Raw genomic sequence first — 18,654 nt, 5'->3', positions numbered from 1 at the left:
TCATAATATTAATCTAAATTAATGTTTTAAAAATACTATATTTGATTAAATAAATTTAAACTTATGGACTTTACAAATTTAATTCAAGGAGCTATTGGTCAACAAGTTGTTGGATCTGCTGCGAAACAATTAGGTATTAATGAATCTCAAGCACAAAGTGCTGTTGCTGCGGCTGTACCTTTTTTATTATCAGCTTTAAATAAAAATGCACAAACTGGTGGCGCAGAAGGAATTTCGAATGCGTTAAAGCAACACGATGGTAGTATTTTAGATAATCTTTCTGGATTTTTAGGACAAGGAGGAAATCAACAAGATGGTTTGGGAATTTTGAATCATGTTTTAGGTAATAAACAACAAAATGTAGCGTCTGCAATTTCTCAACAATCTGGTATAAGTTTAGGACAAGTAACACAAATATTAGCTTTGGTAGCACCAATTGTAATGGGATATTTAGGAAAACAAAAGCAATCAGAAGGTTTAGATTCTAACGGAATTGCTGGATTATTAGGCGGTTTAGTTGGAGGAACTTCCACACAATCAAATCAAGGAGGTGTAAACTTAGGAGGTTTTGAAAAGTTATTAGATCAAGATGGAGATGGACAATTAGGACTTGGAGATGCGATGGGATTTTTAGGCGGATTCTTCAAAAAATAATTCGATGTCTTAAATTGAATAAAAATATAAAATTTATCAAGCAGGAAAATTTCCTGCTTTTTTTGTTTCTAAAATTATCAAATTAAACAATCTAACCTAACTAAATTACTGATTTAATAATATATGAAACTTTTTATTATTTAAAGAATTAAAAAAACACACCTTCCTTGTATTTTTATAAAAAATTAAGCACAAAAAATCATGGATACTTTATTTTACACAGACGATTTTATTCAATCAATCCAATCAAAAAATCCGAATGAAAAAGAATTTCTGCAAGCTGTAGAAGAAGTATCTGAAACTTTATTACCTTTTATTGATGCTCATCCAAAGTATAAAAAATTTAAAATACTGGAACGAATTGCAGAACCAGAACGCGTTATTCAATTTCGAGTAACTTGGGTAGATGACAAAGGAGAAATACAAATCAATAAAGGTTATCGTGTACAAATGAATTCTGCTATTGGCCCATACAAAGGCGGTTTGCGTTTTCATCCTTCGGTTAATTTATCAATTTTAAAATTTTTAGCCTTTGAACAAGTTTTCAAAAATAGTTTAACAACATTACCTATGGGAGGCGGAAAAGGAGGTTCAGATTTTGATCCAAAGGGAAAATCCGATATGGAAATCATGCGTTTTTGTCAAGCATTTATGACAGAATTATCGCGTCATATTGGTGCTGATGTAGATGTTCCTGCTGGAGATATCGGTGTTGGAGCGAGAGAAATTGGTTATATGTTTGGACAGTATAAACGAATTCGAAACGAGTTTACAGGTGTTTTAACAGGTAAAGGATTAGACTTTGGAGGTTCTTTAATCCGTCCCGAAGCCACTGGATATGGATTACTTTATTTTGTAGAATGTATGTTGGCAGAAAAAGGGGAGAATTTAGAGGGGAAAATTATTACGATTTCAGGAGCAGGAAATGTTGCACAATATGCAGCAGAAAAATCAATCGAAATGGGTGCAAAAGTAGTAACACTTTCAGATTCTTCTGGGTATATTTATGATGAAGATGGTTTTGATCAAGAAAAATTAAACATCATTTTCAAAATTAAAAATGAAGATTACGCACGTATTTCTACTTATATTGATTATTATCCTAAAGCCAATTTTTATCCTAATCAAACACCTTGGAAAACCCCTTGTGATATAGCTTTACCGTGTGCAACAGAAAATGAATTAGATTTACAAGATGCGCAAACGTTGCATCTCAACGGATGCACGTTAGTAGCAGAAGGTGCGAATATGCCAACAACTCCAGATGCGGTTCATTATTTTTTAAATCATCATATTTTGTACGGTCCTGGAAAAGCCGCAAACGCAGGTGGTGTCGCAACATCTGGATTAGAAATGTCTCAAAATTCGATTCGTCAAAATTGGAACAGAGAAAAAGTAAATTATCGACTAAAAGAGATTATGATAAAAATTCATCAACAATGTAAAAAGTATGGAGAAGAACCTCATCAACGTACTATAAATTATTACAAAGGAGCCAATATTGCAGGTTTTGTAAAAGTTGCTGACGCGATGATTGCGCAAGGAATATAAATTAAAAATCCATTTATATATTTAGTTTTCGAACTAAGTTTAAATTCAATTGTTTGTTATGAAAGCCTCTTAAATAGAGGCTTTTATTTTAGAGGTAACTCGATCTTAAATCCAATTCCACGAACAGATTCGAATTTTATTGTTTCATCGTTCTGAAAATATTTGCGCAAACGTGTCATAAAAACATCCAAACTTCGTCCCATAAAGTAATCATTTTCGCCCCAAATGGTTTCTAAAATTTCTTTTCGTGTGACCAATTTTTGATTATTTCGAATAAAATAAAACAACAATTCGGTTTCTTTTTCTGTGAGTTGAAAAAACTCATCTTTAAAAGATAAAGTCAATTGATTTCGATTAAAAACATAGGTTCCAATTAGAAATATTTCTTCTGAAATAGGATAATTTCTTCTCAAAATATTTTTGATTCTTAAGACCAATTCTTCAGGATCACAAGGTTTTGTAATGTAATCATCAGCACCCAATTTTAAACCTAAAACTCGATCAAAGCTTTGTGCTTTTGCTGTTAAAAACAAATAAGGAATCGAAATCGTTTTAACCAACTCTTTTGCCAAAGAAAAACCATCAATTTCAGGTAACATTACATCCAAAATAATCAATTGAGCTGAAGATACAATCGACAAATCATTCAATAATTTTTGTGGATGATTGAACCATATTACTTCAAAATCAGAAAATTCAAGATATTGTTTGAGAACAGTTCCCAAATCTTGATCATCTTCTACTAAAATTATTTTAGTTTTCATTCGGCAAAACGATTAAAAATTGAACACCTTTTTCTTTATTATTCTCAACGTTGATTGTTCCTAAATAGCGTTCAATAATCGTTTTAACGAGATATAATCCAATTCCCAAACCACTAACATTTTGATTGATTGAGCGATCGACTCGATAATATTTATCAAAAATAAAAGGCAAATCATTTATAGGAATTCCTATTCTATTATCTGAAAAATTCAATGTTATTTCTTTTTGAAATTTAAAATCTAATAAAATTTCAGAAGCACCATATTTGATAGAATTTTCGATTAAATTCTGGAAAATTTGTTGAAAATCTTTCGTTAGCAATCTTCCATTTTTTTCAAAAATAATTTGATGCGTGATATTAATTGCTGGAAATTGCAATTGTATTTTCTGAATAATCTCATTTAAAATCACTTCATCTAACAATTCATTATTTTCATCATTTTTTACAAAAATTGAATCAACTGTATTCTCCAAACGATTAATTTGACGATTTATCATTTCTTTGATTTCGTTATGTTGAACTTGATGTAAAGCAAATTTCATGGTCGTAATCGGTGTGTTCAATTCATGCGCAATTGAGTCGATGGTTAAATGCAATTGATTGATTTTTTCTTCTTGTTTCGATAAATTTTGAATCGATTTCCAATATAAAAAAATGATTAATGTAATAATTAGTAAACTCACCACAATCAAAGGAATTATTTTTTTGAGCACTAAAAAATTCAAATTCAATAATTCATAGTTAGTTTGTGATTTTATTTTGTATTTATGTCGCTCACTTTTATCAATTCCTAAATCTGAATCTGTTTGATTACTTATATCATCAGAACTCCAAACACTTTGATTAATCGATTTTGGATGAATTATTTTGGTCGATGAACGATACATAACCAACGGTTTTTGGGGTAATAATTCTACATGATTGATTTCATCATAAACAGAATAAATTTCCATTTTTAACGCAATTTGATAATTTCTTTCTTTGGAATAAAAATCAATTAACGAATCTACTTTTGATGTAAATAGTTGATGATTATTATCTATGTTCAAACGAATAACATTCAGTTCATCAAACTGTTTTCCTTTTTCGTGCGATAATTTTTTAAAACTATTGATCAAATTATCTTCATCTATTGCTTTCTGAAATTCGTTCATTTCATTCATTACTTTCAATGCAATTTCAGCAGCTTCTTTATTCATATCTTTTTCCACTAACCGATACGAATTGTAAATGTAATAAACTTGCAAAGCGACTAAAATCAACAATACAAACGCAAATAAAATTGAATAATATTTTTTAGAAAGATTCATACTCAAAAATACATTGTTTTTCATCACAAAACTCACATTAACGCATCGTTAACCGTTCATTAACCGAAAAAAACGACGTTTAAAATCAACTTTGTTAAAACTATTTGAATGAAAACAATTGTTTATATCTTACTTTTATTTCCATCCATAATTTTTGCACAGGTTATAACTGGAAAATTGATGGATGAGCAAAATAATCCATTAACAAAAAATTCTATTGAAATTGAAATTCCTTCACAAGATCCTATTATAACTGAATCGAATGAAAATGGCGAATTCAGTTTTGAACTTCATCAAGCAAAATTATTTACGATATATATTAAAGAATTCGGCTACCAAGAATTTGAAGAAACCTATCAAACTAATAATACAAAATCTATTCAAATTGTACTCAAAAAAGATAAAACAATAAACCTAAAAGATGTTGTTGTTTCAGCTCAAAAACCTTTGTTGAAACGAAAAATTGACCGAATAGAATTTAATGTAGAAAATACACCTTTACAAAATCTTAGCGCTTGGGATATCGTGAAAAACACACCAAATGTTCTCTTAAAAAATAATCAATTAAGCGTAAGAGGAAACACACAAATTTTGATCACGATTAATGATAAAAAAACTTTGATGACGGAAGATCAATTGAAACAATTGTTAGAAAATACAGATGGTATCACAGTTTTTTCGGTTGAAATCATTACAAATCCACCTGCTAAATATGAGGCGTCTGGAAGTGCGATTATCAACATCAAAATGAAGAAAAATGTACTTTCTGGTTACAAAGGACAAATCGCTACGCGTTATCATCAATCGATTTATAGCAAAGGAATGTTGGGAACAACACAGTCTTACAATACAGAAAAATGGCAATTGACAGGAAATTATTATTTTGTGAATGGAAAATATGTTCGCAAAAATTTTGATGTTGTAACTTTTCAAGATGATAAAACACGTTGGGAGAGCGACATGATTCGCAGAACAGTTGCGAAACAGCAGCATCTCTACAATTTTGCTTCTCAATATTCAATCGATAGCTTGCAGCATTTTCAGTTCGGAATAAATGGATCAAGAAACCCTGCATCAATTGGGAATTATAATGTTCCGACAAATATTTACAACACAACAAATAATCAACTCGAATCTTTTTATATCACACAAAATCATCGTCGCGAAGCTTCAAATAATTTCAACACGTATTTAGTTTATGATAAAAAGTTTGAAAAAAACAATTTGACTTGGAGCAACAATTTTAGTCATCGCTATTACAAAGAAAATCAAGATGTTTTAACGAAATTAAATTTCAAAGATAAACCTTATGAAGAAAACCGTTTTTTAAGTACTGCACTTCAAAAATTGAATTTATTTTCTACTCAAATTGATTATAGTTTAACTCATGAAAATTTTGGTTTGGAGGCTGGAGCAAAACATAGTTTTGTGAAAAATGACAATGATTTAGATTTTTTTGAATCAATTCAAAATCAAATCGAATATCAACCCGAAAAAAGTAATGTTTTTAATTACAAAGAACAGATTTTTGCTTTATATCTTTCTGGAAATTACAACTGGAAAAAGTGGGAAGCAAAAGCTGGTTTGAGAACTGAAACAACTTGGATTAATACGATTTCTGATCACCCAATTAATCATAATAAACGAACAAATACAGACTTATTTCCAACAATATATTTGATGTACAGTTTTGAAAACGCAGGACAAATTGGTTTGAATTATGGCAAAAGAATTAATCGACCAAATTATAATTTCTTGAATCCTTCGAAATCGTATTACAATCTATTTTCATATTTTCAAGGCGATGCAAACGCAGTTTCTACGATTATTCACAATTTGAGTTTATCTTACACTTTAAAAGATTGGAATTTTGAAATGTATTATCGCTATGAGAAAGACCCTGCAATGGAAATTTCAATTCAAAATCCTGAAACTTTCGAAACGGTTTATCATTTTACGAACATCAAAAATGGAGAAGCTTTTGGAGCAAATTTTTCGAAAAATTTCAATCTAAAGTCGTGGTGGAAACTAAATTTCTTTGCAATGGGCGAATACAATCAAAACTATTATTTTGGACCAGAACAACAACAATATAAAAATGAAGTATTTTTTTATCACTTGAATTTGAATACACAACTGGATTTGGATAAAGAAAAAACCTTTAACATTTCAGCTGGCTATCAATACAATTCAAAAGCAATTCAAGGTTCGTTTAACATCAGCTCTTCCCAAAATACCTACTTAATTTTGAATAAAAAAATATGGGACAAACGTTTCGAAATAGGTTTAACATTTAATGATATTTTCAGAACTGATCGCAATACTATTTCAACAAAATATGCAAATCAGAATCAGGTTTTCAAAGATTATCGCGACACACAATATTTTATGTTGAATTTGAAATACAATTTCGGAAATCAGAAAGTAAAGGATGCGAAACAAGTTCAAAAAACAGCAGAACAAAATAGGATTTAAAATGAATAGCCTCTGTTTTAGAGGCTTTTCATTTTAAAAAATTATGATCAAATAAAAATTATTTCTTTAAAATAACTGTTCCACCAGCTTGAGCTTTTGGAAAAATAGTCACATCTGCAATTTGCACATGTTCTGGTTGTTGCAATAAATACTCGATTGTATTTGCAATATCTTCTGCTTGTAAAGGCTCGAATCCTTTGTATACATTGTCTGCTTTTTCTTCGTCGCCTTTGAAACGTACCAAAGAAAACTCTGTTTCTACTGCTCCAGGCGCAATATTTGAAACTTTTATTCCGTAAGGCAACAAATCGTAACGCATTCCTTTACTCAACGATTCTACTGCTGCTTTAGACGCGCAATATGTGCCACCATTAGGGTAAACTTCTTTTCCTGCGATTGAAGAAAGATTGACAATATGTGCATGATTTGATTGTTTTAACAATGGAATAATCGCTTTAGAAACATAAATTAATCCTTTAACATTGATATCAATCATTGCTTCCAAATCCTCTACATCAGCAGAGTCGAAAGGTGCTAACCCATGTGCATTTCCTGCATTATTAATTAACACATCAATATTTTTCCATTCGTTCTCTAAACTTTCTACTGCTTGAAAAACAGCTTCTTTGTTACGAACATCAAATTGAATGGTTTTCACTTCAGTTAGTTGACTCAATTCTGCTTGAATTTCATCTAATCGTTCTTGACGACGTCCACATAAAATTAAACGGTAATTTGGTGCTAATTTCTTTGCTGTCGCCATTCCTATGCCAGATGTTGCTCCGGTAATGAAGACTGTTCTTTTCATTTTCTTAAATAATTAAAAGTGCTTTTTTAAGACCGTCTAAGATACAAGCTAAAAAGAAATTAAAAAATGATTTATCCTGTTTTCGTTCAACATTTTCTACTTTTTCTTCTCGCATTTCTCCTCGCGAATTATTTTTAATTGCTGTATTTCCAACTGCTGATAAAAGCTTGCGTTTCGATCCATCATCTCGCAAAACATTTACATTCAAATCTTGATAATCAATTCCAAAATTACCACTTGCAACTTTATCATTTCCATCAAAATCGAATTTTATTTGATTAAAAAATCCATCAACAGAAACTTTAAGATATGGTTTTACAAAAGGATCGAGATTTTTTGCAGGTAGTTTTGTTATGCCGCCTTTAATATTAAATTTTTCAGCACGATTCATAGGATTAAATGTCCAATTCGCACGCAAATCTCCCTTCATAAATTCGGAACGCCAATCAACATTGACATCTGGTAATGATTTTTTACGATAACCAGAATTGACATTTTTAACGGTTGTATTTATCGACGAAAAAGTTAATTTTCCAGTTCCGATACTTTTTTCAGTTTCTTCTTCATACTCCAATTTCGAATTCACCAATTGCAATTCCTTTACACCTAAATCAAACTTCATCTCCCGTAATTTTTCTGAAAACATTGTTTTACGTTTTGTATCATCAGGCGGAACTAAACTTCTGTAAATATTTGCATAAAGTTGATTTAATTTCAATTGATTCGCTTTCAAAAAGAAATCTTTTGAGGGCGAAATTCCCCACTTTATACCATTTCCATTGATTTGATTGACAGAAACGGTGTACAAATCTGCTTGTTTTTGCAAAGATGCTGTATACGCCTTTCGAGAAACTTTCGGTGTTAAATTCATTTGATTTAACGTTAAATTCCCGTTGTAAAATTGTAATGCTCCCGTATTTAATTGATAGGTTTTTCCTAAATCATACTCTATTCCTGAAGATTTTAATAAAACTGAATGATAGGAAAAAGGTATGGCTTCTTGAATCGTTTTTGGATCTACATTGATCTGATCGAATACCAATTGAATTTGCTTCAAGGATAAGGTTGGTATTTTTTGTTGATAAGGAATCACCTCCAAATGACCATTTACCAACGAAACCTTATCTACTTTTATAATATCATTAAATGCCTTAGAAGTTTCTCCTTCGCGCTGAGCAACACGTCTAGGTTGACCATAAATCGTGAATTTTGGATTTTTGAAAAGAATATGATTAATTCGAAGTTCTCTCCCAAACTCATTATTCAGACCTAAAATAGTCAAATTAACATGATTCAAATCAAACTTTTGCGAAGCGATAAATCGAGATTGTTTAATTTGAATTGTATCTACACCAAGATTGAAATTGATTAAAAATTTTTGAGTTGCATTTTCAGCTTTCTTCGCTATATTTTTTTGATTTTTTTGATCGATAATTTTCACATTTACCTCATCCAATTTGATTGAATTCGTATGAAAATAAAATTCACCATTTTTCATTCCCCAACTGATCTTATTTAAGGTTAAAATAGGTGCTTCAACATCCAATAACGTATTTGATTTTGTGTGATTTTTATTGAATTTATTTTTAGAGATCATTGGTTTCATTTTAAAGTTTTTCAGAATCAATTTCTTTTCTGTAAAATCAAAATTAGAAGCCGTTAACGTATGCATTTCATTTAAGCGATAATACATCGAATCTAACTTTATACGAAACGTTTTATAATCAATAGGTATTTCATTGGTGCGCGTTAATTCGTTCATTTTTATTCCTTCAATATTCAACACAACATTATTCACCGCATATTTTACAGTTGTTGCGTTCGAAAAAAGTGAACGAATTTTTCCATTTTCTATTTGCAGTTTTTTGATGTTGATCAATTCAGCATCATCTGTTTTTAGGGTAACTTTTTTGACTGATTTATCGGCTATCTTATTTTCAGATTTTGCTTGAATAATGGTAATTCGTGGTTGTTTGAATTTAATTAAATCCGTTTTAAAATACAACTTATCTTCCGAAGTAAATCCCCAATCCATATTAGAAAGTGAAAGCAAAGGAGATGCTATGTCCAATAAATCATTTTCTGAATCATTTGGAACATATAATTTCCCATTCATTTTAAGTGGTTTCATCGAAAAATCATCCAATTCAAAATCGGTTTGATTAAACTGAACTTTTCTTGCTCGAATTAATTGTTTCTCTTTCAATACAAAAAACATCGAATCTAATTTGATGTCAAAAGCAGCGTATTTAAATGGTATTTTTTTATTGATTGTTCTTTCGTTGAAACGAACGCCATCAAAATCAATATCAAAATTAGAAACATTTGCGAGATGTCTTTTTCCTGATTGTGAATACAAGTTAAATTCGCCGTTTTTAATGTTTACATTAGACACATCAATGCTTTGTCCAACTTTTGAATGAATCGTATCTTTTTTGACGGAATCTTTTTTTTCTTTTAAGTAATAATTGACTGAAGGATGGTGGATATTGAGCGAAAGTGCAGCAACTTCTTTTTGGGTGATTAACTTGAAAAAATTGATACCAACTACTTTAATCTCTTTAACTTTTCCGGTTGCTTCGATAGAATCCTTTATCATCAAAGAATCTTTAGGAGATACTTCGACATTTTTAAGTGAAAGAGACGAATTAAAGATAGAGAAACTTAAATCTTCGTAGGTCAGATTGTAAGCTGTATCATTTTTTTCGGCAATAATTTTTGGGAGACGATTATTGAGAAAATAAGTAATATAAAAACTAAGTATAAAAAGTATCGCAATAATAGATATTAGCGCGATACTTACTTTTTTTATCCAACGGTTCTTACTCATTGATATAGTTTGGTTAACAACGTAAAAAGACAATTATTATACCAAACTTAATAAAATGTTAAAAGCTATTCGTTGATATCGTAAATTTCTTTGATGTTTTCAAGAATTAAATCGAAATTAAGATTCAGATCAATTAATTTCCCTGTAAACAAATCGAACACCCAACCGTGTACAATTAATCCGTTTTCCATGGCGCGTTGCACGAAAGGATTTTTAACCACATTGACACATTGTTCTTGTACATTTAGCTCTACTAAACGGTTGTAACGCATTCCTTCATTTTCAATTGCATTCAATTCTTCTGAATGTAGACGGTACACATCTCGTATATTTCTTAACCAAGGATTCATAATTCCTAAATCTTTTGGAATCATGGCAGATTTAATCCCTCCACAATTGTAATGCCCACAAACTACAATATGTTTCACTTTTAAATGCTCTACCGCATAAGCCAAAACCGACGTTGTGTTCATGTCCAAACTAATGACCATGTTTGCAATATTACGGTGAACAAAGACTTCTCCAGGTTCAGCACCTAATAATTCTTCCGCTGTAACACGACTATCCGAACAACCAATATAAAGAATTTCAGGATTTTGTCCTGCCGAAAGTTTATCAAAATAGTGTTCATCTTGACCTAAACGTTTATTTACCCATTCTTGATTGTGTTCGAAAACTTTTTTTAAATTCATAATTTTTTAAATTACATCTTGTACCTCGGGATGCTTACCAATGTAAACACTTACATAACTACAAAACGGTATGATTTTCAACTGATTTTTTCTTGCGTATTTTACAGCTTCTAACACTAATTTTTCGGCTAAACCTTTCCCTCTCAATTCAGGATTAACACCAGTATGATTGACAATCATTTGTTCCTCTTTCAACATAAAAGTAAGCTCTCCTACCTCTTTGTTGTTATCGTCAGTCATAACAAAAACGCCATTCTTTCCTTCTAAATTTAATTCGATCTTCATTGCAGTTTATATTTGAAATTAAATTACTCTTTTTAGATGAGATAAAGCCCCTAATAATTGTTAAATATCTATAAATACCAGACAAATTTAAGGTCGAAAAGTTTTTTAATCAAAGAAAATTGATACAAATAAAAATATTTTTTTAACAATCAGCTTTCTAATTGATTATCAACAACAAACCCTTCGATATAATATTTAATGTATAGGTATGAGTTTTTTACTTGATTATTTATTACATTTGTTAGATATTTTAAGGAAAGATTCTTCATATGAAATTTATTGTATCGAGCAACACGTTATTAAAAAATGTTAACTTAATCGGAGGAGTAATAAACTCTAATAATACTTTACCAATCCTTGATAATTTTTTATTCGAATTGGACGGTAGCCAATTAACGATCACAGGTTCTGATTTGGAAACGACTATTTCTACGACGTTAGAAGTTGAATCTAATGACAACGGAAAAATTGCTATTCCATCAAAAATCTTAACAGATACGTTGAAAACTTTTCCAGCTCAACCACTTACTTTTATCCAGAAAGAAGGAAATACGTTGGAAATTGTTTCAGAACAAGGAAATTATCAGTTAGCATTTGAAGACGCAAACGAATATCCACAAACACCAGATATAGAAGATGCAAGTTCTACAACACTTAGTGCAAGCATTTTATCAGAAGCAATTATCAAAACAATTTTTGCGACTGGAAACGACGAATTACGTCCTATTATGACGGGAGTTTTCTTCCAAGCAAGTGCAGATATTTTTCGTTTTGTTGCAACAGATGCCCATCGTTTGGTGAAATATACACGCAATGGTTTAGACAATTTACAAGCTGCAGATTATATAATGCCAAAAAAACCACTTAACTTATTGAAAAATATTTTAGGAGGAAATAATGACGATGTGATCATCGAATATAACAATACAAATACACGTTTCTCTTTTCAGAATATCGTGCTTACTTGTCGTTTAATTGATGGTAAATATCCAAATTATGAAGCCGTAATTCCAAAAGAAAATCCAAACGTATTAACGATTAACAGAAATTTATTCTTAACATCATTAAAACGAGTGGCTATTTTCTCGAACAAAACTACCAATCAGGTTCGATTAAAATTAGTCGGAAATTCATTAACAATTTCTGCGGAAGATATCGATTTTGCAAACAAAGCAGAAGAAAGACTTCCTTGTGATTATAACGGAACTGACTTACAAATCGGTTTCAATTCTCGTTTCTTAATTGAAATGCTAAATAATTTACAATCAGAAGAAATAACATTAGAAATGTCTGAACCAAATCGCGCAGGAATCATCAAACCGGTTGATGGACTTGAGGATGGCGAAGAAATCTTAATGTTAGTTATGCCAGTTATGCTTAACGCATAATGAACAAGAATACATAAAATTCATTTTTACAATACAATGAAAATTTCATACAATTGGCTAAAAACCTACATTGATACTAATATAACACTTGATGAAGTATCTGCTACACTAACAAGTACAGGTTTAGAAGTAGAAGGAGTAGAACAAGTAGGTGGCGCTAAAAATTACTTGGAAACTGTATTAGTTGGTAAAGTTTTATCAGCTGTACCTCATCCAAATGCAGATAAATTAAAAGTTACTAAAATAGATTTAGGAGACGGAAAAGAAACACAAATTGTTTGTGGTGCTCCTAATGTTGCAGCAGGACAAAATGTACCTGTAGCAACTGTCGGAACAGTTTTACCTTCTCCAGATGGAGATTTTAAAATTAAGAAAGCTAAAATTCGTGGTGAAGAATCTTTTGGAATGATTTGTTCTGAAGTAGAATTAGGAATCGGTACTGATCATTCTGGAATTTTAGTTTTACCAGAAGAATTAAAACCAGGTACTTCTACATTTGATCTTTTCGGAAAAAATGATGAAATTGACCATGAAATAGAAATTGGTTTAACACCAAATCGTGCAGATGCAATGTCTCATTTTGGTGTTGCTCGTGATTTACACGCAGCGCTTAAAACACGTAAAATTGACTCTACCTTCAATACGTATAATGTATCTAATTATCCTACAACGGATTTAGGTCAAAACCCAATTTCTATCGAAGTAAAAGATACAGCAGCAGCACCGCGTTATGCTGGTGTTTACTTGAAAAATATAAAAGTTACCGAATCACCTGATTGGTTAAAAAATCGTTTGAAAGTCATTGGATTATCTCCAATTAACAATGTTGTGGACATTACCAATTATATTTTACACGATTTAGGTCAACCTTTACATGCTTTTGATGCTGATAAAATTGAAGGAAATAAAATCATTGTTCAGAAATTAGCTGAAGGAACAAAATTCACTACTTTAGATGGCGTTGAGCGAACATTAAAAGGACACGAATTGATGATTTGCAACGAAAACAATCCAATGTGTATTGCGGGAGTTTTTGGAGGAAAAGATTCAGGCGTTTCTGAAACAACAACTTCTATTTTCTTAGAATCAGCTTATTTCGAGCCTGTAACAATTCGTAAAGGTGCAAAAGCACATGGATTGAATACAGATGCTTCTTTCCGTTTTGAACGTGGAATTGACCCTAATATCACAGTTGATGCATTGAAAAAAGCAGTGTTGATGTTAGTTGAAATTACAGGAGCAGAAATTGCTTCAAATATTGATGATATTTACGCAAATCCAATAGATAACTTTAACGTAAAATTACGTTTAGGAAAAGTTGTCGAATTATTAGGCGTTGAAATTCCTGAAGCTAAAATCAAAACAATTTTAGAGAACTTAGAAATCAAAATCTTATCAGAAAATGATGACGTTTTAAATTTAGAAGTTCCTGCTTATCGTGTAGATGTCTTACGTGATGTGGATTTGATCGAAGATATTTTGAGAATTTATGGGTATGACAACATCGAAATCCCTTCTAAATTCTCTTTTTCTTACGTTCCAAATCAAAAAGTTAGCCCAGATAAAATAGAAGATTTTATTGCACGTCAACTGATTTCTTTCGGATTTAATGAAGCGATGAATAACTCATTAACGAAAAAAGAATACGAAGAAGTTTTCTTTTATCCAGAAGGAGAAAGTGTTGCCATGTTAAATCCGCTTTCAGCTGATTTAGCAGTTATGCGCCGTACATTATTGAATGGATTATTAGAAAATGTAGCGTTCAACATTAACCGTCGTAATTCGGATGTTAAATTATTCGAATTCGGGAATATTTACCGTAAAATTGATGGTATTTATGAAGAAAATAAATGTTTAGGAATCGTTCTTTCAGGAAACTTTAATAGCGAATCTTGGACTGGAAATTTACGTAAAGCTTCATTTGCTGATATAAAAGGATTAATCAAACAAATTTTTGTTCGATTAGATATTCAAGTAATGGATGAAGTTCCTGCAAAAGATGATAATTTCTTGGATGGAATTGAATTTATTTCTGGTGAAAAGTCATTAGGAAAGCTTGGAATCATCAACAAAAAATTAGCGAAAAAATTAGGTGTAAATCAAGATGTTTTCTTTGCACAATTAAATTGGAATACAATGATTGATTTGGCAAACAAACACGATTTAAAATACAAAGAAATTTCTAAATTTCCTGGTTCTCGTAGAGATTTAGCGTTGCTAATTGATTCTACTGTGAAGTACGAAGAACTTTTTAAAGCAGCGAAAGAAGTTAAAACAAACTTATTGAAAGCGGTTAATTTATTCGATGTTTACGAAGGTGATAAATTACCTGCTGGTAAAAAATCATATGCGTTAAGTTTTATGATTCAAGACGAAAATAAAACATTGAACGATCAAGAAATTGATGGTTTAATGAATAAATTAATCAAATTGTATCAAGAAAAATTCAACGTTGAGTTGAGATAAAATATTCCGAAAAATGAAAAAGATTGTAACCCTAATTTCAGCAACTATCTTAATGAGTTTTGTAGCGACGTCTTGTTCTACAACTAACACTGCAAGATTAAAATCGAAAACAGATGTTTCGATTTCATATCAAAACTGGTATTTGATGAATGACAATAATACCGTAAAAGGTTTGTACGAAAAAGATGTGATGATACTAATTGACGAAGCGAATTCTACTGTAAGTGGATTTGCGGGTTGCAACAATTTCAACGCTTCTATTACAAAAGTTGGAGAGGTGACAAGTTTTGTGAATTTTTCTGAAACAAAAATAGCTTGTCCAAATTTGAATGAAGAAAAAGCATTTTTATCCATGTTGAAAAACGTAAATCGCTATGAAATTTCTGGAAAGGAATTACATCTTTACAAAGGCAATATTTTATTATTAAAATTTAAAACGATTTAGTTTTTTAGAAATATAAGCTCCCAAATTTGGGAGCTTTTTTTATACTTCATTATTTTCTACTGAGGATTGATTTGTATTTAAATCAACTGATTCATCACTTTGTTTGAAACCAATTTTTGTGATTGGTATTTCTTTTGTCGTTAAATAAAACTCTAAATCTGCATTCAATTCAATCAAACGATGCGGAAAATCTTGTCCAACATTTTGCTGAGCCTCATTCACAAAAATTGCACAATGTCTCAAATAATCTGGTGTTAATTTTGACTTTGCTTCCTGAAAAGCTGAAAACAAAACCTTTTCTGTCATCATAATATTTTTCGTTTCATCTTTTCTAAACAAAGCATACAAACGTTTTTTTAAGGATTGAGTAAAATCGATCAACATTGTATTCGAAAACAATCTCATTTCTGCAGCATAAGGAGTCCAAAAATCTTTGTTCAATGCATTTTGGTTTTTCAAAATAGTTAACAATGGAGAGTCCAGGGCTAAATTAGCCGTTAAATGATGTAAAATCAATTGAATTCGTTCATCTAAAGTTGGTGGAAAAATTGGAATATGCATATCAAAACGTCCTGGAGCTACAATTTCATCATTCAAAATAGACAATGATTCGACCGCTCCAACAATCAATAATTCTTGTCTATCGTTTTTCTGAATATGTCTCAAAACTGAATAAAATAAATCTATCATTTCTGGAGAAATACTGTTATCAGACGAAGAATGCAACAATTCATCAAACGAATCAATAAACAAAAGTGTATTGGGTTGATTCATTTTCTTTGATAAAAAATCAGAAAATTTATTTTTCTTAGAATCAAAATTTCCAATTAAATAGTCGTTAAAAACATGAACAAATTCGTAGCCAATCATATCTGCTATTTTTCTTGCCCAATAAATTTTTCCACTTCCCGGAGGTCCATATAAAACAAGTCCAGCAGGTTTAGAAATTCCCCATCTTTTTACTTGATCTTTGCTAATAAAAGGATCCAACATATCGGTTAAATAAAAATACAAATCTGTGTAACCGACTAAACTTTTTCCAGAAAAATCTTCACATTGAGGAAAAGCTTTTTCTATAAATGGATATTTTCCTCCAATGTATGAATGAATCAAATAGCTCGAAACAGCTGTTTTCATTTGTTTAGCAACCTCAGCAGGAATTCCATTCGAAACAAAAAAATGAAGCACTTCTTCTTCTTTGGCTCCTATCGTTTTTGCGATTTCTTCTATCGTCTTTTCTTTCGAATGATCTTCAGCATATTTTTTCAAAAAATCAATATTCTTCTCGGAAAAATCAATAAATTCTTCAGTGACATTAAAATTTTCGTCAATACAAAAACTCAAATCAATATTAAAATCATTGATAAAATTCTGTAAACTTCCTAAAGATATTTCGAGTTGATTGGATAAATCTTTTAGTTTCATTTTGTTGGTTTAAACTTATTTCTATTAAAAATAGAAATTAATTCACGAACTAGATCTTTTTAATTTCTAAACTTCTGTTAAACAAACAAGCGCATCCATAGATGCGCTTGTTTGTTTAATTAATATATTTTTCAGATCTATAATTTTGACGAATGAAGATATTCATCCATTTCTTCTTTATTTGCTTCATCTACCTCTTCCTTTAATACACGATTTGCGACTTTACCAACAGTCAAACCTTGTATAACGATCGAGAATAAAACAACGATGTATGTAATTTCTAATAATAAATCTTTCCATTCAGAATTTGGCATCGAAAGTACTAATGCAATGGAAACTCCACCACGAATTCCTCCCCAAACCAATACAATTAACGAACCTCTTGAATAGGTGTTCTTTCGTAAAATAGTACGCGCCGGAATTATTATGGATAACATTCGCGATAATAAAACAATAAAAATAGCTACGACTCCAAGTAAAATCTGCCCCATCAAATCTTCTATTAATAACAATTCGAAACCAATAAAAAGGAATAAAATTGCATTCATAATTTCATCGATCAATTCCCAAAATTTAGCAAGATAATCTTGAGTAGTTTTGCTCATTGCGACTTTTTTTCCATAATTACCGATAATTAAACCAGCAATTACCATTGCCAATGGACTTGAAACATGAAGTTCTTTAGCTATTAAAAATCCTCCCATTACAATAGATAGTGTAATCAGAGCTGAAACTTTGTAATCATCGATTTTTTTCATCGAATTGGAAGCTGTAAAACCTAATAAAAGTCCAAGTATAATTCCTCCACCTGCTTCCATTAAAAATAACTTAGAAACACTTACAAAATCTGCATCAAAGTTTGGATTAGTTGCAATTTGTAAAACTACAGCAAACATTACAACTGCTACACCATCATTAAATAGCGATTCTCCTGTAATTTTTGTTTCGATAATTTTAGGAACTTTTGCTTGTTTTAAAATTCCTAAAACGACAATTGGATCAGTTGGAGAAATCAATGTTCCGAATAACAAACAATAGATATACGGAATTTGTATACCGAAATATGGTGCGATGTAATATAAAATTGCTGAAATGATAAAGGCAGATATCACTACCGAAATTGTAGCATAGGTCGCAATAGTCCACCTCAAACTTTTTAGATCAAGAATATTAACGTGCATTGCACCTGCAAAAAGCAAAAAATTAAGCATTGCTCCCATTAATATTTCATTAAAATCAAGGCTTTTAAATAATTGAAAAAAGTCTTTTGTTGCATCAGGAAAATAACTATCACCTAAAAGACGAATGGCGACAGAAACAAGCATTGCGATAATCATAATTCCAATTGTCCCTGGTAATTTCAAGAATCGAAGATTCGCATAAGAAAATAATGCTGCAAGAACAATAAGAACCGAAAAAGAATAATATAGTTCCATTGATGTTGATTAATAATTCTGAAAAGTTACAAAAAAAGAGCCACTTTATAGACTGCACCCAAAAGTTTGGACAGATTAAAAATTAATAATTATAAAAATGAGTTCGATATTGTATCGGGCTCA

At 30.7% G+C, this 18,654-nt stretch carries 14 protein-coding genes; 6 read left to right on the top strand and 8 right to left on the bottom strand.

What is annotated here, in order from left to right; translation table 11 throughout:
• The first annotated feature begins 63 nt into the window (after positions 1 to 63).
• Entirely contained in the window at positions 64 to 654 is a 591-nt protein-coding gene (locus HX088_RS06690) for a DUF937 domain-containing protein (RefSeq protein ID WP_286483732.1), read from the top strand.
• A gap of 201 nt (positions 655 to 855) precedes the next feature.
• Positions 856 to 2,205 (top strand): NADP-specific glutamate dehydrogenase, encoded by a 1,350-nt coding sequence (gene gdhA, locus HX088_RS06685; RefSeq protein WP_260542110.1) that lies wholly within the window; start codon positions 856 to 858, stop codon positions 2,203 to 2,205.
• 83 nt (positions 2,206 to 2,288) lie between these two features.
• Here gdhA and HX088_RS06680 read toward each other — a convergent pair whose 3' ends face one another.
• The gene (locus HX088_RS06680; RefSeq protein WP_260542108.1) at positions 2,289 to 2,969 is read right to left on the bottom strand and encodes a response regulator transcription factor; all 681 of its coding nucleotides are present in this window, start codon (positions 2,967 to 2,969) and stop codon (positions 2,289 to 2,291) included.
• Positions 2,959 to 4,305, bottom strand: a complete 1,347-nt coding sequence (locus HX088_RS06675) for a sensor histidine kinase (RefSeq protein WP_286483731.1) — start codon at positions 4,303 to 4,305, stop codon at positions 2,959 to 2,961. Before HX088_RS06675 ends, HX088_RS06680 begins: the two co-directional genes overlap by 11 nt.
• 84 nt (positions 4,306 to 4,389) lie before the next feature.
• On the opposite strand from HX088_RS06675, the gene HX088_RS06670 reads away from it, so the two are divergent.
• Positions 4,390 to 6,756 carry an outer membrane beta-barrel family protein gene (locus HX088_RS06670; RefSeq protein WP_286483730.1) on the top strand — a complete coding sequence of 789 codons (2,367 nt, stop codon included), beginning with the start codon at positions 4,390 to 4,392 and terminating at the stop codon, positions 6,754 to 6,756.
• 58 nt (positions 6,757 to 6,814) lie between these two features.
• Here HX088_RS06670 and HX088_RS06665 read toward each other — a convergent pair whose 3' ends face one another.
• From HX088_RS06665 to HX088_RS06650, 4 genes are all read right to left on the bottom strand, one after another.
• Complete coding sequence (locus HX088_RS06665) at positions 6,815 to 7,564, bottom strand: SDR family NAD(P)-dependent oxidoreductase (RefSeq protein WP_171621949.1); 750 nt, start codon at positions 7,562 to 7,564, stop codon at positions 6,815 to 6,817.
• Positions 7,565 to 7,568: 4 nt separating this feature from the next.
• Positions 7,569 to 10,394, bottom strand: a complete 2,826-nt coding sequence (locus HX088_RS06660; protein WP_286483729.1) for a hypothetical protein — start codon at positions 10,392 to 10,394, stop codon at positions 7,569 to 7,571.
• Positions 10,395 to 10,459: 65 nt separating this feature from the next.
• The gene (locus tag HX088_RS06655; RefSeq protein WP_225541140.1) at positions 10,460 to 11,086 is read right to left on the bottom strand and encodes a carbonic anhydrase; all 627 of its coding nucleotides are present in this window, start codon (positions 11,084 to 11,086) and stop codon (positions 10,460 to 10,462) included.
• A 6-nt stretch (positions 11,087 to 11,092) separates the two neighbouring features.
• Positions 11,093 to 11,371, bottom strand: coding sequence for a GNAT family N-acetyltransferase (locus HX088_RS06650; protein ID WP_171621946.1), 279 nt, complete (start codon positions 11,369 to 11,371; stop codon positions 11,093 to 11,095).
• Between the two features lie 269 nt (positions 11,372 to 11,640).
• On the opposite strand from HX088_RS06650, the gene dnaN reads away from it, so the two are divergent.
• The 3 genes from dnaN to HX088_RS06635 are packed head-to-tail and all read left to right on the top strand — an operon-like array spanning position 11,641 to position 15,670.
• A complete protein-coding gene (gene dnaN, locus HX088_RS06645; RefSeq protein WP_171621945.1) occupies positions 11,641 to 12,759 on the top strand; it encodes a DNA polymerase III subunit beta in 1,119 nt (372 codons plus the stop codon).
• 36 nt (positions 12,760 to 12,795) lie between these two features.
• Complete coding sequence (gene pheT, locus HX088_RS06640; protein WP_286483728.1) at positions 12,796 to 15,225, top strand: phenylalanine--tRNA ligase subunit beta; 2,430 nt, start codon at positions 12,796 to 12,798, stop codon at positions 15,223 to 15,225.
• A 13-nt stretch (positions 15,226 to 15,238) separates the two neighbouring features.
• Entirely contained in the window at positions 15,239 to 15,670 is a 432-nt protein-coding gene (locus tag HX088_RS06635; RefSeq protein WP_286483727.1) for an META domain-containing protein, read from the top strand.
• 39 nt (positions 15,671 to 15,709) lie between these two features.
• On the opposite strand, the gene HX088_RS06630 is transcribed toward HX088_RS06635, so the two are convergent.
• Both HX088_RS06630 and HX088_RS06625 read right to left on the bottom strand, forming a co-directional pair.
• Positions 15,710 to 17,095 (bottom strand): AAA family ATPase, encoded by a 1,386-nt coding sequence (locus HX088_RS06630; protein ID WP_225539396.1) that lies wholly within the window; start codon positions 17,093 to 17,095, stop codon positions 15,710 to 15,712.
• A 137-nt stretch (positions 17,096 to 17,232) separates the two neighbouring features.
• Positions 17,233 to 18,531, bottom strand: a complete 1,299-nt coding sequence (locus HX088_RS06625) for a cation:proton antiporter (protein WP_171621941.1) — start codon at positions 18,529 to 18,531, stop codon at positions 17,233 to 17,235.
• Positions 18,532 to 18,654 lie beyond the last annotated feature (123 nt).

Source organism: Empedobacter sp. 225-1 (assembly GCF_030328185.1).
In the GTDB taxonomy this organism is placed as follows: Bacteria; Bacteroidota; Bacteroidia; order Flavobacteriales; family Weeksellaceae; genus Empedobacter; species Empedobacter stercoris.
This window is presented reverse-complemented; position numbering and strand designations above follow the sequence as displayed.